The sequence below is a fragment of the Oceanobacillus arenosus genome (assembly GCF_003369575.1).
Lineage (GTDB): Bacteria > Bacillota > Bacilli > Bacillales > Amphibacillaceae > Oceanobacillus > Oceanobacillus arenosus.
On sequence record NZ_PIOC01000024.1, the window covers coordinates 21,212 to 42,955 of the forward strand.

16 protein-coding genes are annotated in these 21,744 nt (G+C 38.1%); all 16 read left to right on the forward strand.

Annotation, left to right across the window (positions count from 1 at the left end):
- Positions 1-488: 488 nt before the first annotated feature.
- The 16 genes from hpf to CWR48_RS16005 all read left to right on the forward strand — a co-directional run bounded on the left by hpf (position 489) and on the right by CWR48_RS16005 (position 21,731).
- Complete coding sequence (hpf, locus tag CWR48_RS15935; RefSeq protein WP_115774323.1) at positions 489-1,049, forward strand: ribosome hibernation-promoting factor, HPF/YfiA family; 561 nt, start codon at positions 489-491, stop codon at positions 1,047-1,049.
- 328 nt (positions 1,050-1,377) lie between these two features.
- A complete protein-coding gene (locus tag CWR48_RS20515; RefSeq protein ID WP_170140792.1) occupies positions 1,378-1,542 on the forward strand; it encodes a hypothetical protein in 165 nt (54 codons plus the stop codon).
- Positions 1,543-1,728: 186 nt separating this feature from the next.
- Entirely contained in the window at positions 1,729-4,242 is a 2,514-nt protein-coding gene (gene secA, locus CWR48_RS15940; protein WP_115774324.1) for a preprotein translocase subunit SecA, read from the forward strand.
- Between the two features lie 88 nt (positions 4,243-4,330).
- A protein-coding gene (gene prfB, locus CWR48_RS15945) for a peptide chain release factor 2 (protein WP_115774325.1) occupies positions 4,331-5,432 on the forward strand; the annotation gives its coding sequence in 2 pieces (ribosomal slippage) (positions 4,331-4,402 and positions 4,404-5,432; 1,101 coding nt in all).
- A 247-nt stretch (positions 5,433-5,679) separates the two neighbouring features.
- Positions 5,680-6,033, forward strand: a complete 354-nt coding sequence (cccB, locus tag CWR48_RS15950; protein ID WP_115774326.1) for a cytochrome c551 — start codon at positions 5,680-5,682, stop codon at positions 6,031-6,033.
- A gap of 416 nt (positions 6,034-6,449) precedes the next feature.
- On the forward strand, positions 6,450-7,136 hold the full coding sequence (ftsE, locus tag CWR48_RS15955) for a cell division ATP-binding protein FtsE (protein WP_115774327.1): 687 nt from the start codon (positions 6,450-6,452) through the stop codon (positions 7,134-7,136).
- Positions 7,126-8,019, forward strand: coding sequence for a permease-like cell division protein FtsX (ftsX, locus tag CWR48_RS15960; RefSeq protein WP_115774328.1), 894 nt, complete (start codon positions 7,126-7,128; stop codon positions 8,017-8,019). Before ftsE ends, ftsX begins: the two co-directional genes overlap by 11 nt.
- A 115-nt stretch (positions 8,020-8,134) precedes the next feature.
- Positions 8,135-9,550: a murein hydrolase activator EnvC family protein gene (locus tag CWR48_RS15965; RefSeq protein WP_115774329.1), complete on the forward strand. Its 1,416-nt coding sequence runs from the start codon at positions 8,135-8,137 to the stop codon at positions 9,548-9,550.
- Positions 9,551-10,063: 513 nt separating this feature from the next.
- On the forward strand, positions 10,064-11,515 hold the full coding sequence (locus CWR48_RS15970; RefSeq protein ID WP_115774330.1) for a S41 family peptidase: 1,452 nt from the start codon (positions 10,064-10,066) through the stop codon (positions 11,513-11,515).
- A gap of 190 nt (positions 11,516-11,705) precedes the next feature.
- Positions 11,706-12,902, forward strand: coding sequence for a PDZ domain-containing protein (locus CWR48_RS15975; RefSeq protein ID WP_115774331.1), 1,197 nt, complete (start codon positions 11,706-11,708; stop codon positions 12,900-12,902).
- Positions 12,903-12,937: 35 nt separating this feature from the next.
- Positions 12,938-13,711 (forward strand): HAD-IIB family hydrolase, encoded by a 774-nt coding sequence (locus CWR48_RS15980; protein ID WP_115774332.1) that lies wholly within the window; start codon positions 12,938-12,940, stop codon positions 13,709-13,711.
- Positions 13,712-13,739: 28 nt separating this feature from the next.
- Entirely contained in the window at positions 13,740-14,771 is a 1,032-nt protein-coding gene (locus CWR48_RS15985) for a S66 family peptidase (protein WP_115774333.1), read from the forward strand.
- 567 nt (positions 14,772-15,338) lie between these two features.
- Entirely contained in the window at positions 15,339-17,321 is a 1,983-nt protein-coding gene (gene uvrB / locus CWR48_RS15990) for an excinuclease ABC subunit UvrB (RefSeq protein WP_115774334.1), read from the forward strand.
- Positions 17,322-17,328: 7 nt separating this feature from the next.
- A complete protein-coding gene (gene uvrA, locus CWR48_RS15995) occupies positions 17,329-20,208 on the forward strand; it encodes an excinuclease ABC subunit UvrA (protein WP_115774335.1) in 2,880 nt (959 codons plus the stop codon).
- 273 nt (positions 20,209-20,481) lie between these two features.
- Positions 20,482-21,300, forward strand: a complete 819-nt coding sequence (nadE, locus tag CWR48_RS16000; protein WP_115774336.1) for an ammonia-dependent NAD(+) synthetase — start codon at positions 20,482-20,484, stop codon at positions 21,298-21,300.
- A gap of 80 nt (positions 21,301-21,380) precedes the next feature.
- Positions 21,381-21,731 carry a YojF family protein gene (locus CWR48_RS16005; protein WP_115774337.1) on the forward strand — a complete coding sequence of 117 codons (351 nt, stop codon included), beginning with the start codon at positions 21,381-21,383 and terminating at the stop codon, positions 21,729-21,731.
- Positions 21,732-21,744: the final 13 nt, after the last annotated feature.

Here is a 21,744-nt window from a genome sequence, read left to right on the forward strand (position 1 = left end):
TGAAGTCTTATGATTATTCAGTGGAATTAAACGGTTATTATGAGAAAGGACGACACTAAATCACCTTTTTGGACTTTAGTGTCGTCTTTTTATTGATTAATGTATTCTTTTTAAAAAATTTGGGGGCTCTAATTGGTTCGTATATTATACAAATTAATGGTAGCTCATCAGGGAAAGGAGCGCACGTTCTATTCGGCGTCAGGTCCGCTCGATTCAGTGACGATTTCGCGCGAATTCGGCTTGTCCCCGCTCGATTCAATGCGGTTCTCGCTCGATATGGACCTGTTCTCGCTCGAATTGTTGGAGGCGCAGTCGATGCTTGTATTTATTTTAATTGTAAAGTTTATTAAGATAATGTAAACTCCACAACCTCTGTTGTACCAACGTTTCTGGATAAATAGGACAAATCTTGCCAATATTTTTAGTGGTTTAAGAAGGAATAGTCGCGGGAAAGGTAGTATAATATAGTCAAAAGGAGGGCACTTACTATGAAATTTAACATTCGTGGTGAAAATATTGAGGTTACAGGTGCTATTAGAGAATACGTAGAGAAAAAGATCAGTAAACTTGAAAGGTATTTTGATACACCCCCAACATCCGAGGTACATGTTAATTTAAGTGTCTATAATGATGAACAGCGAATAGAAGTAACAATTCCAATGACAGATTTATTATTACGCGGTGAGGTTCAACATTTAGATCTTTACGCAGCGGTTGATTTAGTTGTTGATAAATTAGAAAGACAAATACGTAAACATAAAACAAAAATAAACCGTAAATTCCGTCAAAATAGTGCGCCAAAACAAGTGGTTGCTGATCAACTAGAGCATGAAAGAAGAGCGGTTGCTGTTGAAGAGGAATCAGATGAAATTGAAATTGTTCGGACAAAACGATTTAATCTTAAACCAATGGATTCTGAAGAAGCGGTTTTACAAATGGAAATGCTAGGACATGAATTCTTCGTTTATACGAATGATCTGTCTGGCGATACAAATGTCGTGTATCGGCGCCGTGATGGAAAATACGGCCTAATTGAACCAAATGTTTAATAAAGATAGCAGTAGGAAAGACGATCCCATATGGGGTCGTCTTTTTGGTAGTAAGAGCTTTTATACTATATAAGTGGGGGCCAACAGGATGTTGCGGTTTTAATCGAACTTCCCCCTTATTTTGTCGAAATTTGTAGAACGAAATACAATAATTTGTTTTGAGAAAATTTAAATGATCAAAAAAGACAAAATCTAATAAAAAGCGCCTCCGTTTCTTATTTTTAGAGTGAAAATCTGTCGAATTCAACTCTAAATTTGAAAAATGGTAATTGGACTTTAGAACTAGTAATATGATAAAAATAAGCTAATAGAACTAGGAGGGGTAGCAATGACAGAACAAGACAGAGCGACACTTCAACAACTCGTAAATAAGGTGAACCAGCATGAAGAAACGATTGTCCAGCTATTGAAGATCATTGCAGCAACTAATCAGAGGATTTCGAATCAAGCATCAAATATTATGAAGGAAGAACACTATTATTTAAAAGTATAATACATCTAACGTATTGCCCCATTTTTCCTCATATTATCCTCAAAGTAAAGAGCAGTCTATCCTCAGGCTGCTCTAATATATTATTCCATTCGTATTGATGAGCCGCAGAACAAGTTGTCATCTATTGAGAATAAATGTTATTATTATAGAGGATGATAGTATTGATTTAATTAAGGAGCGTTAACAATGGCAGGATTACTGACGAAAATATTCGGCGATGGTAACCAAAAGCAACTTAACCGAATTCAAAAACAAGTTGATTTAATAGAAGCAAAAGAACCAGAAATAGAAAAACTGTCAGATGATGAATTAAAGCAAAAAACAGCGGAATTCCGGGAGCGTTATGCAAACGGTGAAAGCATTGATGATATGTTAATAGAAGCCTTTGCAGTTGTACGCGAAGCTGCAAAACGTGTATTAGGTATGCGCCCATATGGTGTGCAATTAATGGGTGGTATCGCACTACATGAAGGTAACATCTCCGAGATGAAAACTGGGGAAGGGAAAACATTGGCATCAACACTTCCAGCATATTTGAATGCAATCGCAGGGAAAGGTGTTCACATTATTACAGTAAACGAATACTTAGCTGAACGTGATGCAAAGCAAATGGGAGAGCTTTATGAATTTCTCGGTTTAACTGTTGGTCTAAACGGCAATGGTTTATCAAAGGAAGAGAAGCGAGACGCATACAATTGTGATATCACATATGGTACGAACAATGAATTTGGTTTTGATTATCTTCGAGACAACATGGTATTATACAAAAATCAGATGGTACAGCGGCCATTGAACTTTGCAATTATTGATGAGGTCGACTCCATTTTAATTGATGAAGCAAGAACACCATTAATTATTTCAGGGTCTGCCAAAAAGTCAGCATCCTTGTATCAACAAGCAAATAGCTTCGTAACCACATTAAGGCGTGACGATGACTATACGTACGATGAGAAAACAAAGGGTGTACAGCTAACAGAAGAAGGAATCAATAAGGCAGAACGATATTTTTCAATTGAAAATTTATTTGATTTGGACCATGTTTCCTTAACACACCATATTAATCAAGCGTTGAAAGCACATGTATCGATGCATTTGGATGATGATTATGTAGTTGAAGACGGGGAAGTAGTCATTGTTGATACCTTCACTGGACGGTTAATGAAAGGTCGTCGTTATAGTGACGGGCTCCACCAAGCGATTGAGGCAAAAGAAGGCCTGCAAATTCAAAATGAAAGCATGACACTAGCATCTATTACATTCCAGAACTTCTTCCGTATGTACAATAAACTGGCTGGGATGACTGGTACAGCGAAAACAGAGGAAGAGGAATTTAGAAACATTTATAATATGGATGTTATTGTTATTCCAACAAACCAACAAATTATCCGTGAAGACCGACCAGATTTGATTTATAAATCAATGGAAGGAAAGTTCCGTGCAGTTGTTGAAAGTATTAAAGAACGAAACAAAACTGGACAGCCTGTATTAGTTGGTACAGTTGCAGTAGAAACATCAGAGTTGATTTCTAGCTTGCTAAAAAAGGCGGGCGTAAAACATGATGTTCTAAATGCGAAGAATCATTTTAGAGAAGCAGAAATTATTGAAAATGCTGGTCAAAAATCTTCCGTTACAATTGCGACTAACATGGCTGGTCGTGGTACTGATATTAAACTTGGTGAAGGTGTAATCGAATTAGGTGGCCTTGCAGTTATCGGTACAGAACGTCATGAATCTCGTCGAATTGATAATCAGCTTCGTGGACGTTCGGGTCGTCAAGGTGACCCAGGGATTACGCAATTTTACTTATCGATGGAAGACGAATTAATGCGTCGTTTTGGTTCAGATAATCTCAAAGCGATGATGGAAAGATTAGGAATGGATGATTCTCAACCAATTGAAAGTAAGATGGTTTCCCGTGCAGTTGAATCTGCTCAAAAACGTGTAGAAGGAAATAACTTCGATGCACGTAAAACGGTACTATCTTATGATGATGTGCTTAGAGAGCAACGTGAAATTATTTATAAACAGCGTTTCGAAGTCATCGATGCAGATGAAAATATTCGTGAAATCATTGAAAGTATGATGGAATCTTCTATCCAGCGTGCGGTAGCTGCCCATACGCAAAATGATGATGAAGCAAATTGGAACCTTCCAGCATTCGTTGAATATGTCCATGGAAATCTATTGGATCAAAATGCATATTCAATTAGTAATATCCAAGGGAAGACGCCAGAGGAAATCATTGATGTTACGATGACAAAAGTACGAGAAAAATACGATGAGAAATCAACGGAGCTTGCTCCAGATCAATTCCAAGAGTTCCAAAAAGTCATCGTCTTGCGCACGGTTGATTCGAAATGGATGGATCATATTGATCAGATGGATCAGCTTCGTCAAGGAATCCATCTGCGTGCCTATGGACAAAATGACCCATTACGGGAATATCAGCTTGAAGGCTTTGCAATGTTTGAGGAAATGATTGGTAACATTGAGGATGAAGTTTCTAAATATATCATGAAGGCGCAAATTCGTGAGAACTTACAACGGGAAGAAGTCGTGAAAAATACGACAGCTGTTTCCGGTGGACAAGAAGATAAGAAAAAAGTTAAGAAGCCTTTTGTAAAAACAGTCACGGTTGGACGTAATGACCCATGCCCATGTGGTAGCGGGAAAAAATATAAAAACTGTCATGGGAATTAATAAGTGAAAGCACTCCCGATAACGAACGGGAGTGCTTTCCTACTCATTCAAGTTTTCTAAGCAAAAATAATATTTAGAGGTGAGCTAGATGGAATTAGTAGAAATCAAACATGAATTGGAGAAAATAGCTGCAAGGATTGAAGACTTTAGGGGGTCTCTTTGACTTAGATGTTAAAAGAGATCGTGTAAAAGAATTAGAACAAGAAATGGCGGATCCTGATTTTTGGAATAACCAGGATGCTGCACAAAAGGTAATCGGTGAAACCAATATTCTAAAACATGACATTCAAAACTTTGAAACGGTTGAAAATCAATATGAAAACCTGGAAGTTTCCTACGAATTAGTGAAGGAAGAGAATGACAAGGAGCTATTTGACGAACTGAATAAAGAATTAGAAGTATTTATCAAGGATGTAAATGAATTTGAATTACAATTATTATTAAGCAATCCATACGATGCAAATAATGCAATTTTAGAATTACATCCAGGTGCCGGTGGTACGGAATCACAGGACTTTGCGGATATGTTACTTCGCATGTATCAACGCTGGGCAGAGGATAGAAGCTTCAAAGTGGAAATCTTAGATTACTTGCCAGGTGAAGAAGCGGGAGTAAAGAGCGTTACCTTACTCATAAAAGGGCATAATGCTTATGGCTATTTAAAGGCAGAGAAGGGTGTCCATCGTTTAGTCCGGATTTCTCCATTCGATTCATCTGGACGGCGCCATACCTCTTTTGTTTCTTGTGATGTTACACCGGAAATGACAGATGATGTTGATATTGAAGTGCGAACAGAGGATATTAAAGTTGATACGTACCGTGCAAGTGGTGCAGGTGGCCAGCATGTTAATACAACTGATTCTGCTGTCAGAATTACACATATCCCGACAAATACAATTGTTACCTGTCAAAATGAGCGGTCACAAATTAAAAACCGTGAAGCGGCAATGAAAATGCTGAAATCAAAATTATATCAATTGGAAGTTGAGAAGCAGCAGCAAGAATTAGCTGAAATACGCGGTGAACAAAAGGAAATTGGCTGGGGCAGTCAAATCCGTTCCTATGTATTCCATCCATACTCGATGGTGAAAGACCATCGTACAAATACGGAAGTTGGGAATACACAGGCAGTAATGGACGGAGAAATTGATCCATTTATCGACGCATATTTACGATCACAAATAAATTAAGTAATTAAAATGGGACATCTTAGCGGATGCTCCCATTTTTACTAAAGTAGGAAAGTATACAAGTTTTCCATTTCAATTCTCAAGATTAGCAAGATTTTCCTCACCACTGTCCTTCGCCAAACGAACGCTTGCGCTTTTGGTCTCCTAATCGTTAACCTCCAGATAGTTCTCCAAGCTTTAAAATAGTTATAAAAAGGGTATAATAGAGTTGATAATATTTTCAGTATTTACATAGGGAGGATATCAAATGAGAAAATGGGTAATCGCGACATTGTTTGTCACAGCTTTAGTTCTTGGTGCATGTGGTGGCGGTAATGAAGAGCCTAAAGAAGAGGCTACTGATAATGGTACGGAAGAATCAACTGAAGGCGGTTCGGTAGATGCTAATGCAGGTGAAGCGGTATTCGCAAAAAACTGTTCAGCTTGTCATGGTGCAGATCTATCAGGTGGGGTTGGTCCTGACTTAACCCAAGTCGGTTCAAGATATTCTGCTGAGGAAATTGCTGATATCGTTACTAATGGTAAAGGTAAAATGCCTCCACTAAATGTAGCAGGGGAAGACTTAGATAATTTAACAAATTGGTTAGCCGAAAAACAATAACCGTTTTTAATGTAAAAAGTAAAGGTTTAGATTGAAGGAGGGATTTCTTTAATCTAAGCCTTCTTGCTTTTTTTGAAAATTCGACAATATTACACCTTATTAATAAAAGGATTTCCTTTGACATGAAAATGTAATAATTTTATGTCTAAAAATATTGTAGAAGAATGTTATACTATAGCAGTAAGATAAATGGTACCTCTTTTCACTATAAAGAAGGTGCTTTTTCATTGACAGATAAGAAGGTATAGAAATGCTCCCACTACATAAGAGCAAGTCTACTAATAGAATAGGAAAACATAAAACGTTTAATGTCAATTTCTGTGACAAGAGAGGCAAAGTCCAGAATCAGCGTTTTTGTTTGATTCAACATTGAGATTAAAGAAGAACTTTAAAAAAACTTAAAAGGTGATACAAATATGATATTGATGAAAGATGTATATAAAACATACCCAAACGGGGTGACCGCGCTAAGCGGAATAAATGTTGATATAAAGCAAGGGGAATTTGTATATATTGTTGGTCCCAGTGGTGCTGGTAAATCCACTTTTATTAAGCTAATGTATCGAGAAGAAAAACCCTCAAGTGGAACAATCCTTATTAATGATATGAACCTAGAGGAATTGAAGAACAGACAAATTCCTCTTCTTCGTAGACAGATTGGTGTTGTTTTTCAAGATTTTAAATTGCTTCCAAGACTAACAGTCTATGAAAATATTGCATATGCATTAGAAGTAATTGAAGAACCTCCAAGTAATATTCGCCAGCGGGTAATGGATGTGTTGGAAGAAGTAGGTCTTAAGAATAAGGCTCGCTCCACACCAAATGAATTATCAGGTGGAGAGCAACAACGTATATCGATTGCACGTGCAATTGTGAACCGTCCGAAGATCGTCATTGCCGATGAACCAACTGGAAATCTAGATCCTGAAACATCTTGGGAAATTATGAAAACTTTTGAAGATATCAATGCAAAAGGAACGACACTTATCATGGCAACGCATAGTAAGGAAATTGTAAATACAATGAAGAAACGCGTCATTGCGATTGAAAGTGGAAATATTGCTAGGGATGAAGATCAAGGAGAATATGGTTATGAAATTTAGAACATTAATGCGCCACATCCGGGTTGGCTGTAAAAATATTATCCGAAATGGTTGGATGACAATTGCCTCAATTGGTGCTGTAACAACTACGCTGATTTTAGTAGCAGTGTTTCTAGCATTAGTCCTTAATTTAAATGAGATTGCTAAGAACATAGAAAATGATGTCGAAATAAAAACATTAGTTGAACTTGGGACAAGTGATGAAGAGGTAATTGCTTTAGGAAAACAATTGGAGGCAATTGAAGGCGTTGATTCGGTCACCTTCTCTTCAAATGATGAGGAATTGCAGAGCCTAATTAAGAGCATGGGTGATGAAGGGACTACATGGGAGTTATTTGAACAGGATAATCCATTAAACCACGCTTTTATTGTTAGAGCAAAAGTACCACAAGATACAGAAAGAATCGCAGAAGAGATTCAATCACTTGACAATATTAATCGTGTCGTTTTTGGTAAAGATGTAGTTGAGCAACTATTTAAGTTTAATAACTATGCACGAGTAATTGGGATAGTATTAATTGTTGCACTCGTATTTACAGCAATCTTCCTAATCTCGAATACGATAAAGATCACTATTATCGCCCGAAGTGCAGAGATAGGAATTATGAAGCTTGTTGGTGCAACCAACGGATTCATTAGATGGCCATTCTTTATCGAAGGCTTGCTATTAGGTGTACTAGGTTCGGTCATCCCAATTGCTATTGTACTAGGTGGTTACTACTACTTGGATTCAGCTGTAATTGACACTATATCATTTAGTTTTGTTGAGTTATTGCCATTTAATCCATTTGCATGGCAACTATCACTTCTAATTTTAGCAATCGGTGCAATTATCGGTGTTTGGGGAAGTGTTATGAGTATCCGTAAGTTCTTAAGAGTTTAATAGAGAACAATCATTGGTTCCCATGCCTATTACAACAGGCATGGGAATTAATAAAAAATGTAGATCAACATAGTGTTACATAAGTAAAAATGATTAGAAAAGAGGAATAATTGCAATGAGAAAGTTTTTCAAATATATTTTAGCTACGGGACTAGTTATTACCGTTAGTACAGCAAATGTTCCCTATCTTTCAGCAGAGACAATAAATGACATAGACAATGAGATTAATAACTTGGAACGAGAAAAGCAAGAGCTTGAAAGTAAGAAAAATAACGTGGAAAGTAATAAATCAAATAATGAAAATAAGATTCAGGATAATCTAAGTCAACAAACTTCAGTTGAAAAAGAGATAAATAGTATCGATGAACAATTAACGAAGACGAGTAATGATATCTATGAAAAAGAAAATCAAATAAAAGAAACAGATAAAGAAATACAGGAATTTAATGATCGAATTGAAGCATTAAAACAAGAAATTATTGTTTTAGAGGAAAGAATTGCACAAAGGGACATACTGCTAAAAGATCGCCTCCGTACGATTCAACAAAATGGAGGGGAAATGAAATACATAGAAGTATTGTTCGGAGCACAGAGTTTCGGTGATTTCATTAGCCGTTCCACTGCAGTAAACACCATTATGGACCAGGATAAGACGATAATGGATGAGCAAGCTGCAGATAAGAAGACATTAGAAGAGAACAAAAAGGAAGTTGAAGTTAAGAAGGTAGCCGTAGAAGAAAAAAAAGCGCAAATTGAAGGTCAAAAGCAAGAGTTAGTAGCATTAAAAGGTCAACTGGATAATCAAATGAACGAAAAAGCGACATTAATGGCACAACTAGAGGCAGAACATGGTCAACTAGAAGAAATTAAATTGTCATTAGAAGATGAACAGGAGATTTTACGTGCGGAAGAAATAGCAAAAGCACAAGCAATCGCACTTGCACAAGGTAAAAAGGGTGCGTTAGAGCAGGCGGCAAGAGAAGAGGCTGATAGAATTGCTGCGGAGAAAGCTGCCGCACAAAAGGCTGCAGCTGAAAAGTCTGCGACAAATAATAATGCATCTACAAATAAAATAGCGTCAGCAAATCCAAGTACACCTAAGCAATCGAACCAATCAAGTAATGTGAGTGGTGGGGGAATATTCATTTATCCAGCATCAGGACCAATTACTTCTCCATTCGGACCTAGAGTTCATCCTATTTTTGGGAGCAATGGTTCACATAATGGAGTAGACTTCGGTGTTGGTTCGGGTACCACATTAGTTGCACCAGCAGACGGTGTTGTGAGTCAAGCAAGATATATGAACGGCTTCGGGAATGTGATAATGATATCTCACCATATAAATGGTCAAACATATACAACGGTTATGGCACATTTAAGCAGAATATCTGTCTCAGCGGGACAAGCTGTAAGTCAAGGACAAGCAATTGGTGCAACAGGAAACACAGGGGATTCAACTGGTCCACATCTTCATTTTGAAGTTCATATTGGTGGTTACGGAAATCCTGTTAACCCAATGCCTTATCTATAATTGAACGCAATTTACAATTAAATTATGAATGATTCTATTGTTTGAGAAGGTATCACACATCATGTTGTGATGCCTTTTTTGTTGCTTAGGAAACTATAAAAGTTGGACGTTGTGGATAACTTAATTACCGAGAATAGCCACGTCCAGCTCCAGCGCTAAAGCTATAGCGAGACTTGTCTCACCTCCGTAATCCACGTCAACCGCTTACGCTCCCAAAGAGTTTCCTTTTTCTCAAAAGGCAAGGAGAAGTTCGACTTAGGTCTCCACGTCCTGTGGCAACGTCGAACCAGCTCAAACTAGCTTTAAGCTTTTGTTCGTAGATAAGAAGGTATAACGACATTCTCCCGTTTATTGGAATTCAAAGTGAAAAATCTAGTCAGATGAAGTAGATAATGGTATGCTTTTCTATATCACATCATAAAGTGAACCAAATGATTGCTGTTTTCCAAAATATATACCAGCTAAATCAGCAATACTTGTAAGATAAAGAATCAACAATATCGAGGTGGAAGTATGAAGATGAAAAAGTCACAAGTCATATTATTATTAATTGCTGCCTTAGTATTAGGGTTTGCAGGTGCATACTCCGGTGTGAAATTTGCACAGCCGGAAATAGGAGTAACACCGAATGCATCGGTTAAAGAGAGTGCCGAGGGGAATACAAAGCAAGGTGCAGGGAACTTAGATAAAGTTGCGCAAGCTTTTGCTCTTATTAAAGGGAATTACTTAGAAGGCGTGGATGATAAACAGCTCGTTGAAGGAGCGATTGAGGGGATGCTTGCTACCCTTGGAGATCCACATAGTTCATACATGGATGTTGAAACGATGAGTCAATTCAACGAGCAAATTGAATCATCGTTTGAAGGAATTGGTGCAGAAGTAAGCATGGTGAATGGTGTTGTGACCATTGTTGCACCGATCAAAGAATCGCCTGCAGAAAAAGCAGGGTTAAGACCAAATGATCAAGTGCTAACGGTAGATGGCGAAAGCTTGGAAGGATTAAATCTAAATGAAGCAGTTGCAAAAATACGCGGTGAAAAAGGATCTGAAGTTGTATTAGAAATTCAACGGAAAGAAGCATCAGAGCCTTTTGCAATTACCATAACACGTGATGAGATTCCTGTCGAAACAGTCTACAATGATATCAAAACAATTGATGGCAAACAAACGGGCATTTTGGAAGTAACGAATTTTTCAACGAACACGGCAAAGGAATTTATCGAGCAATTGAACATGCTTGAGGGAAAAGGAATTGAAGGTTTAGTCATTGATGTAAGAGGCAATCCAGGTGGGCTATTAGATGTTGTTGAAGAGATGCTAGCACAATTTGTCCCTAAGGATATGCCATATATTCAAATCGAGAATCAAGATGGTGAGAAAGCACCAAGATATTCCGATTTAGCGGAGAAAAAACCCTATCCAATTAGTGTTCTAATCAATGAGGGAAGTGCTTCTGCATCAGAGATCTTAGCGGTAGCAATGAAGGAATTAGGCTACGATGTAGTTGGACAAACAAGTTATGGTAAAGGAACCGTTCAACAAGCGATACCATTAGGAGATGGCAGTACGATTAAACTTACGATGAATAAATGGTTATCACCTAAAGGCGAGTGGGTAAATGGAAAAGGTGTCGAACCAACGATTGAGGTGAAACAGCCAGAGTATTTTTATACGAATCCAATCGTAATTGAGGAACCCCTTAGCTTTGACCATACAGGAGAAACGATTGCAAATATGCAATTGATGTTGTCAGGTATAGGCTATGATACAGGACGTACAGATGGTTATTTCAATGAGAAAACGGAAGAAGCGGTGAAAAATTTCCAAGCAGATCATGCACTTGGATCTACTGGGATCGTCGATGAAGAAACTGCAGGGTTGATTGAGGCGAAACTCATTGAACAAATTCGAAGCGGTGACGATGATCAACAATTGGAAACGGCTTTAAACGAAATTTATAAATAAGCGATATTATACTGTACGACAATTATTCCGCGAGACATGTTCTCGCGGATTTTCATTCAGTGGCTAAGAAAAATATCGGCACATTTCTAATGCCTAAGTTTTCTAATATTAATTTGCAGTAAAGCAGGGATAGGTCCTTTACATATCGAATAACTAGTTAAGGGCTAACAAGAGATGGAAGGTGTTTGGGATGGTAGAAACATGGTTAATTGAATTACTCAAAGGAATTGGAAAGCTTTTCTTAAATCCATTATTATATTGGTCATTATTGCTGATATTTGCAGCAGGATATTTTCGAATAAAACGAGAACGATTGGATTTTGGTGTGAAGGTGTTCGACCTATTTTCTGAATGGAGGAAGACGTGGACAACCACACTCATATCTGGCATTATTCTTTCATTAATTATGCTTGTTGTTGGCATCGTATTTTCATATGAAACAATATTATTATTAAGTGTCGTCACGATTATCCTAAGTATTACGATGCGTTTCACAATGCTATCACCTAGCTATACATTGGGGATTACAATTATATTGCTAGTATTTTCACCTCAATTATTAGAATATCAGTCCTACATAGATTCAAGTTTATTTTCAGAAGTAAATTTCTCTTCTCTAGTGATTCTACTGGGTTTGCTTCTGTTTGTTGAGGCAATCTTAATTCGAAATGTGGACCGTAATAGGACATACCCTAGTCTTCTTTTGAGCGAGAGAGGCATCTGGATTGGGCAACATCGATTAAAGAAGCTTGGTATTATTCCGTTTTTCGTTCTTGTGCCAACGGGAATGATTACTTCTTTCCCACCATTTTGGCCATATTTTTCGATTGGTGGAGAGTCATTTAGCATCTTGCTAGTGCCGTTTGTGCTCGGTTTTGATTTTATTGTTCGAGGAAACCTACCATTGAATGCAGCAAAGAAGCTTGCTAAATCGATTGCTATATTAGGAGTGCTTGTCGTTTTTATTGGGGTTGGCAGTATGTATCTCTCAAGCTTGTCAATTGTCGCGGTAATTATTGCCATCTTTGGCAGGGAATGGATTCAATACCGATATAAAGTGAATGATCGGACAAATGTACCATATTTTCATCCGGAAAACAATGGATTGAAAATACTAGGAATCATTCCTGGCACTCCAGCAGAACGACTGGATATACTCGTTGGTGAAACAATTATTAAAGTGAATGGGGTAAAAATTAACACGGAACAAGATTTCTATAGCTCCTTACAAAGTAGTGGGGCATATTTTAAATTAGAAGTTGTCGATGATGCAAATGAAATGCGATTTGTTCAAGGACCATTTTATGAAGGGGACCATCATGAATTGGGATTGATTTTTACTGTAAAGCCATATCGAGAAAAAAAGAAGCGGAAAAATATTAGTTAAGTATATCATTGTTGATTAAATTGGGGGGTAGCTATATGCAATTTGTATTCGACTTAGATGGAACCATTTGTTTTAAGGGGCAGTCGATATCAAATGACATTCTGAAAGCATTAGCAGCACTGACAATGAATGGGGATGAGGTCATTTTTGCTTCTGCAAGGCCAATCCGTGATATGCTTCCTGTAATAAGGAAGGACTTCCATTCGTACACGATGATAGGTGGTAATGGTTCACTTATATCCAAAAATGGAAAGATCGTCTATTCAAAGTCTTTTAGCGATGAAGAATTGCTTGGTATTCGTGATCTAATTGATTCTTTTGATGTGAAATACTTGATTGATGGAGAATGGGATTACGCTTACACTGGTCCTGCTGATCATCCGATCTTACAAAATCTTGATCCAGCAAAACTGGCAAGGAATTTGAAGCTAGAATCGCTAACATCCATTGTAAAAATTTTATTATTAGAATTGAGTAACAATGAACGATTAGAGAAGGAATTAGCAAACTTAGCGCTAACGATCCATAAACATGGGGATGAGAATGTATTTGATATCAGTCCAAATGGGGTTGATAAATGGAGTGCACTTCAAGAATTAGGGGTTCAAAGAGGAAATTATATTGCCTTTGGAAATGATGCGAATGATCGGACGATGTTTGAACATGCACTACATAGTATTATGATAGGATATCATGAACAACTTGCACCATTAGCGAAAGAAACGATTCGATATAATAACCACGTGGAGCAAGCAATAGTCGAGAAAATACTGGAGCTTACAAATATATTCAAATTGATTAAATCATAATTTATTCTTTTCAAAAGGGGAAATTATCATGCTGGTTAAACCGAGAAAATTACAACGTGGAGATAGAGTGGCTACCCTAAGCCCTTCATGGGGCGGTGCAGGTGATCCAGAGTTGAGATGGCGTTATGATCAAGGAGTGAAGCGACTAGAGGAAGTATTTGGACTTCAAGTTATGCCAATGCCAAGTAGCTTGAAGGGGTCAGCATTTGTATATGAGAATCCAGAAGCACGTGCTGCAGATTTAAATGCAGCATTTGCGGATGAAACAATTAAAGGAATCTTTGCAAACGTTGGTGGTGAGGATAGTATTCGTTTACTCCCATACATTGATTTCGATGTGATTCGTGAAAATCCGAAAATATTTTTGGGATATTCTGATGTAACGATTTCACATCTATTCTGCCATAAAGCGGGTATCTCCAGCTTTTATGGACCCGCAGTTTTGACTGACTTTGCAGAAAACGTGGCGATGGATGCATATACGGTTGATAAGATAAAACGAACTCTATTTTCAGATGAAGTAATAGGAGAAATTAAACCAGCTGAGGAATGGACGAGTGAACATCTCGAATGGGATATCGTTAATAAAAATACACGACGTAAGATGCAGCCTAATAAAGGATATGAGGTAATACAAGGCGTGGGGATAGTAAAAGGTCGCTTAATTGGCGGCTGTATCGAAGTGTTAGAGTTTGCTAAAGGAACGATGCTCTGGCCGGAAGAGAAGTACTGGGAAGATAGTATTCTATTTTTTGAAACATCAGAAGAAAAGCCGGCACCAGCACTATTGAAGTATTGGCTAAGAAATTATGCTACACAAGGAATTTTACAAAAGGCAAACGGAATCATTTTTGGCAAACCACAAGATGAGACCTATTACCAGGAATATAAAGAAGTAATCCTACAGGTAATGAAAGAATATAAACTCGAACATTTACCAATACTCTATAATCTAAATTTCGGTCACACAGAGCCGAAGTTAGTCTTGCCATACGGAGCAATGGCAGCAATTGACTGCACAGAAGCAACATTCTCTATCTTAGAAAGCGGCGTAATCTAACAAAGACTTCCACCAAGAATGAAGCTGGTGGAAGTCTTTTCAATAGAATGATTACTACAAGATTATTGCTTTGTTAACTTATGGTTGATAATTAGAGTTGATATGAAGTGCGAACTAGTTTAATGTGCTAAGGCCTCTCGGACCAGTCGCTCCAGAAATACACTACGCGCATCTTAGGGGAGCTGGTGAGCCAACTCACGCTATCGCGCTTCGTAGTCTCATCTAGGCTCTTCTTCCCGCAGAAGTCTCCGTGTATTTCTTCCGCTGGGGTTGTAAAACATCACATATAAAAGAGTTACTAACCACTGACAATCGACGTTAATAGAAGTGAAAAAGTGAAACTCACGTATGAACAGCGACTACTGACTAGAATTAATATCCAAATTGTCACTAGTCAGCACTTTATATTAATAGCAACAAACAACGCAGAAATGGTTTTCCTGCCTGCAATATGGGTAAAATAAAGCTAGACATTCTATGCATTATAATCGAATATTTGTTCGTTATTTGTTAAAATAAATTTTATAATATGGTAGAATAGAGATAGAAGGAACGGAGGCGTGTTGATTGAAAAATAAATTTGAACTTGTTTCGCAATATCAACCAGCTGGGGATCAACCGACGGCGATTAAAGAAATTACCGAGAGAGTTTTAGCAGGACAACGATATCAAACATTGCTCGGTGCAACAGGAACAGGAAAAACCTTTACCGTTTCCAATGTTGTGCAGGAAATTAATCGACCGACACTTGTAATTGCCCATAATAAAACATTGGCTGGACAGTTATACAGTGAATTTAAGGAATTTTTTCCGAACAATGCTGTAGAATATTTTGTAAGTTACTATGATTATTTTCAACCAGAAGCATATGTCCCATCTACGGACACCTTTATAGAAAAAGATGCAAGCATCAATGATGAAATCGATAAGTTACGACACTCTGCAACGTCATCCTTATTTGAACGGGAAGATGTATTAGTCGTTGCAAGTGTTTCCTGTATATATGGTCTCGGTAATCCTGAAGAATATCGAAATCAAGTACTTTCCATTCGGATGGGAATGGAAAAAGACCGTGATCAGTTATTACGTAACCTCGTAGATATTCAATACGCAAGAAATGATATTGACTTCAAGCGTGGAACGTTTCGGGTACGTGGTGACTCAGTAGAAATAATTCCTGCATCAAGAGAAGAAAATTGTTATCGCATCGAATTTTTTGGTGACGAAATTGACCGTATTCGTGAGGTCGATGCATTAACAGGGGAAATTATTGGTGATCGCGAGCATATTGCTATTTTTCCTGCGTCCCACTTTGTTACTGGTGAAGAGAAGATGAAGCTAGCGATTAAAAATATCGAATTGGAATTGGCAGAGCAATTAAAAAAACTGCGAGCAGAAAACAAGCTGTTAGAAGCACAACGACTCGAGCAACGAACCAATTATGATTTAGAAATGATGAATGAAATGGGCTTTTGCTCGGGGATTGAGAACTATTCTCGTCATTTAACATTGCGTGAAGCAGGGGCTACGCCATATACTTTAATCGATTATTTCCCAGAGGACTTTCTTATCGTTGTCGACGAATCCCATGTTTCTTTACCGCAAATTAGGGGCATGTATAATGGAGACCAAGCAAGAAAGAAAGTATTAGTTGACTATGGATTTAGACTTCCATCTGCACTGGATAATCGCCCATTAAAATTTGAAGAATTTGAGGCAAAGGCGAAACAATTCGTGTTTGTTTCCGCTACACCTGGTCCATTTGAACTTGAACATACACCAGAAATGACGGAGCAAATTATTCGTCCTACCGGTTTATTGGATCCGGAAATTGAGGTGCGGCCGATTGAAGGACAAATTGATAATTTAATACAAGAAATCAATAAACGAATCGATCGAAATGAGCGTGTCCTTGTTACTACATTGACGAAGAGGATGTCAGAGGATTTAACCGATTATCTAAAGGAACTAGGGATGAAGGTTGCCTACTTGCATTCAGATATTAAAACCTTAGAACGGATTGAAATCATACGTGATCTACGTTTAGGGAAATACGATGTACTGATTGGGATCAATTTACTGCGTGAAGGCCTAGACATACCAGAAGTATCCCTTGTTACCATTCTAGATGCGGATAAAGAAGGATTCTTACGTTCAGAACGGTCGCTTATTCAAACGATGGGACGTGCAGCACGAAATGAACACGGAGAAGTAATTATGTATGCAGATAAAATAACCAATTCGATGCAGTTAGCGATGGATGAAACGACCCGCCGTCGTGAAATCCAAATGGCATATAATGAAAAACATCATATTACACCGAAAACCATTAAGAAGGAAATTCGTGATGTTATCCAAGCAACGATTGCAGCTGAGGAGCCAACTGAGTATGAAAGTAGTACAAAGAAGTTAACCAACCTATCGAAGAAAGAAAAAGAAAAAGTAATCAAGCAAATGGAGAAGGAAATGAAGGAAGCCGCCAAATCGCTTGACTTTGAAAAGGCTGCAGAACTTCGTGATATTATCTTTGAATTGAAAGCGGGAGCGTGATGATAGCATGTCAAGGAAGACCATTGAAATATTAGGTGCAAGAGCAAATAATTTGAAAAATATTGATCTGTCGATTCCTAAAAACAAATTAGTTGTTGTAACAGGATTATCTGGTTCTGGAAAATCCTCACTTGCCTTCGATACGATCTACGCAGAAGGGCAACGTCGTTATGTCGAATCACTTTCAGCCTATGCAAGGCAATTTTTAGGACAGATGGATAAGCCAGATGTGGATTCAATTGAAGGATTATCCCCTGCGATTGCAATTGACCAAAAAACTACAAGTAAAAACCCTAGATCAACGGTTGGAACGGTCACAGAAATTTATGATTACTTACGGTTATTATATGCGAGGGTAGGGCGTCCAACTTGCCCAAATCATGGTATTGAAATTAGCTCGCAAACGGTGCAACAAATGGTCGATCGAGTTCTCGAATATCCAGAGAGAACGAAGATTCAAATTCTCGCACCGATTATTTCTGGACGAAAAGGCGAACATGTTAAAGTTTTTGAAAAGCTAAAACAAGAAGGATATGTTCGAATTCGTGTTGACAAGGAAATGCGAGAAGTAACAGAAGAAATTAAGCTGGAAAAGAATAAAAAGCATTCGATTGAAGTGGTTGTTGACCGAATTGTCGTTAAAGAAGGAATTACAGGACGGTTAAGTGATTCGATGGAAACGGCACTGGCTCTTGGAGAAGGAACGATTATTGTTGATGTTATCGATGAAGAGGAATTGACCTTCAGTGAGAAACACGCATGTCCAATTTGTGGTTTCTCTATTGGTGAACTGGAACCGCGGTTATTTTCATTTAACAGCCCATTTGGGGCATGTCCAACATGTGATGGATTAGGAACGAAATTAGAGGTGGACGTTGATTTAGTAATTCCCGACTATGAAAGAACACTAAATGATGGTGCAATCGCGCCATGGGAACCAATTAGCTCGCAATATTATCCAAAGTTGCTGAAAAGTGCATGCGATCATTTTAATATTGATATGGATATACCAGTGAAAGATATCCCGAAAGATAAACTTGATATTATTTTATATGGCAGTGGCAAAGAGAAGATACATTTCTATTATGAAAATGAATTTGGCAATATCCGTGATACCGATATTCTTTTTGAAGGGGTCATCAATAATGTCAATCGGCGTTATCGTGAGACATCCTCTGAATTTATTCGTGAAACATTAGGGAAATATATGGCGGAAAGTGCCTGCAAAACATGTAAAGGCCATCGTCTAAAGGAAGAAGCATTGGCAGTATTAATCAATGGTTTGCACATCAGTAAAATAACAGATTTCTCGATTGTAGAATCATTGGACTTCTTCAAACACCTTGAACTTACTGAAAAGGAACAGCAAATCTCGAAAATGATTTTGAAAGAAATTGATAATCGACTAGAATTTTTACTGAATGTTGGGCTTGATTATTTAACTTTATCTCGTGCGTCGGGTACCTTATCAGGTGGTGAGGCACAGCGAATCCGTTTAGCGACCCAGATTGGCTCCGCCTTAACGGGTGTGCTGTATGTACTCGATGAACCTTCAATCGGACTTCATCAGCGCGATAATGACCGGTTAATTGGTACACTACTGCATATGCGGGATTTGGATAATACTTTAATCGTTGTCGAGCATGATGAAGATACGATGCGTGCAGCGGATTGGCTGATCGATATTGGCCCAGGTGCTGGCGAACATGGTGGACAAGTGATTGCTAGTGACACACCAGAGAACGTGATTAACAATCCAAATTCCCTAACGGGTCGATATTTGGCTGGAAAAGAATTTATTCCACTCCCAGCGAAGCGTCGAAAGGCAGATAAACGGAAGTTAGAAATAATCGGAGCATCGGAGAATAATTTGAAGAATGTTTCTGTGAAAATTCCAATCGGCTTAATGACCGTTGTAACAGGAGTATCTGGTTCAGGTAAAAGTACGCTAGTAAATGAAATTCTCTATAAATCACTAGCGAAAGAGCTTTATCGTGGAAAGCATAAACCTGGCAAACATAAAGCTATCAAAGGAATTGAGCATATTGACAAGGTAATTGATATTGATCAATCTCCAATTGGTCGAACACCACGATCAAACCCTGCAACATATACAAGTGTGTTTGATGATATTCGCGATGTATTTGCATCAACAAATGAGGCAAAAGTGCGTGGATATAAGAAGGGTCGCTTTAGCTTTAATGTTAAAGGCGGACGCTGTGAAGCATGTCGAGGAGACGGGATTATCAAAATAGAAATGCATTTTCTTCCGGATGTCTATGTTCCTTGTGAAGTATGTCATGGTAAACGATATAATCGCGAAACATTGGAAGTAAAATATAAAGGTAAGTCGATTGCAGATATCTTAGATATGCGTATTGAAGAATCTGTAGAATTTTTTGCTCCAATTCCAAAGATTAAACGCAAGTTGGAAACTTTAAATGATGTAGGCCTTGGCTATGTTAAATTAGGACAATCTGCAACATCACTTTCTGGTGGGGAAGCACAAAGGGTGAAACTGGGTAGTGAGCTTCATAAACGTTCCACCGGAAAAACAATTTATATTCTTGATGAGCCAACAACGGGCTTACATGTGGATGATATTAAGCGATTATTAGTTGTCTTACAACGACTTGTGGATAACGGAGATACGGTTGTTATTATTGAGCATAATTTAGATGTAATTAAAACTGCCGATCATATTATCGATTTGGGACCTGAGGGAGGAGACCGTGGGGGCACGATTGTTGCTACTGGTACACCGGAACAAATTACTGAGGCTGCCGATGTTTCATATACGGGAAGATATTTAAGAGAAGTGATGGAACGAGATCGCAAGCGGATGGAAGAGCTTGTTGAAGCAAAAGAGAAAATTAGTGCAAAATAAAGTAGGAGGCAGTAAGTAGTATAGAAGCTATTTACTGTCTTATCTCTTTAGTAGATAAGAAAGTATAACGACTTTCTTACTACATAAGTGCAACTAAGGCCGTCACCCAAAGGCTTGGTGACAACCAAGTTTTCTAATAAGCAGCCGTATTATTTATTTATTATAAGACTAATAGGAGAGGGCAGGAGGAGACCTAGCTTATGAAATTATGATATTATAGAAACGTAAATATTTTGATTGCCTCAGTGTGGATGAATAGGAGGAATAATTTTCATGACTTTTCAACAAAGAATAATCGATGAACTCCATGTAAAACCAGTGATTGACCCGAAAGAGGAGATTCGTAATCGAATTGATTTCCTTAAATCATATTTAATTAAGTCTACTGCGAAGGGATTTGTATTAGGTATCAGTGGTGGACAGGATTCAACATTAGCAGGAAAGCTAGCTCAATTAGCGATAGAAGAATTGCGAAGTGAAGATAAGAATGCGAGCTTTACGGCTGTTCGTTTACCATATATGCAGCAGGCGGATGAAGCGGATGCACAGCTCGCGCTAGATTTTATTGAACCAGATGAATCGATTATCTTTAATATTACACAGCCTGTTGATGCATTCACTGCAAGCTATTTAATGTCAGCAGATGAGGCACTGAGCGATTTTGATAAAGGAAATGTTAAGGCACGGATGCGAATGATTGCGCAATATGCACTTGGTGGAATGCATGACTTACTTGTGATTGGTACCGATCATGCCGCAGAGAATGTAACAGGTTTTTATACGAAATATGGCGATGGTGGGGCTGATGTATTGCCACTTGCTGGGTTAAATAAGCGCCAAGGTCGTGCATTATTGCAAGCGTTAGGTGCGGATGAACGGCTTTATTTGAAAGTGCCAACAGCAGATTTACTCGATAATAAGCCATTACAATCAGACGAAATAGAACTAGGGATTCGTTATGATGTGCTCGATGATTATTTAGAAGGAAAACCAGTTGCGGAAGCCGATGCTGCGAAAATTGAGGCACGATATCTCATCTCACAACATAAACGAAATCAGCCAGCAACAATGAATGATGATTGGTGGAAATAATTTATTTAGATAAAGTGAAACTTCATTAAGTAGGCGTCATACAGTCAGTTAATTCCGGATAAAAATTGGAGGTGTATCAGGTGAAACCAATTGAAATAGAAAAAGTACAAGAAAAGCTACGCTCATTTGAGAATAAAGCGGTATATGTTCACTTAGAAACGACTAATGGGGCATATGCAAGTCATGTGAATGAAAAAGCATATAATGTCGGGGCATACATACGAAATGCAAAAGTTACATTCAGAAAAGCCAAGATTGTTGGCAACGGGAGTTCTTACCGGGTTGGTTTAAAGACAGCGCTTGGCTGGATTTATGCGGAGGGATTATCCGATTGGGTCATAAACGAGGAAGAACAGTTTCTCCTTGCTGGGCATGATCGTGAAGGACGTTTGATGGTTGCACTTGAAATAAGTGAAACCCCTTTTAAATAAACAGAAAATAGGT

Coding starts and splice junctions, on each gene's coding strand:
- ftsX (WP_115774328.1), top strand. CDS start 7,126: ATGAAATTTAGAACATTAATGCGCCACATCCGGGTTGGCTGTAAAAAT.
- CWR48_RS15975 (WP_115774331.1), top strand. CDS start 11,706: ATGGTAGAAACATGGTTAATTGAATTACTCAAAGGAATTGGAAAGCTT.
- nadE (WP_115774336.1), top strand. CDS start 20,482: ATGACTTTTCAACAAAGAATAATCGATGAACTCCATGTAAAACCAGTG.
- cccB (WP_115774326.1), top strand. CDS start 5,680: ATGAGAAAATGGGTAATCGCGACATTGTTTGTCACAGCTTTAGTTCTT.
- CWR48_RS15970 (WP_115774330.1), top strand. CDS start 10,064: ATGAAGATGAAAAAGTCACAAGTCATATTATTATTAATTGCTGCCTTA.
- ftsE (WP_115774327.1), top strand. CDS start 6,450: ATGATATTGATGAAAGATGTATATAAAACATACCCAAACGGGGTGACC.
- uvrA (WP_115774335.1), top strand. CDS start 17,329: ATGTCAAGGAAGACCATTGAAATATTAGGTGCAAGAGCAAATAATTTG.
- CWR48_RS15985 (WP_115774333.1), top strand. CDS start 13,740: ATGCTGGTTAAACCGAGAAAATTACAACGTGGAGATAGAGTGGCTACC.
- CWR48_RS15965 (WP_115774329.1), top strand. CDS start 8,135: ATGAGAAAGTTTTTCAAATATATTTTAGCTACGGGACTAGTTATTACC.
- CWR48_RS20515 (WP_170140792.1), top strand. CDS start 1,378: ATGACAGAACAAGACAGAGCGACACTTCAACAACTCGTAAATAAGGTG.
- CWR48_RS15980 (WP_115774332.1), top strand. CDS start 12,938: ATGCAATTTGTATTCGACTTAGATGGAACCATTTGTTTTAAGGGGCAG.
- secA (WP_115774324.1), top strand. CDS start 1,729: ATGGCAGGATTACTGACGAAAATATTCGGCGATGGTAACCAAAAGCAA.
- hpf (WP_115774323.1), top strand. CDS start 489: ATGAAATTTAACATTCGTGGTGAAAATATTGAGGTTACAGGTGCTATT.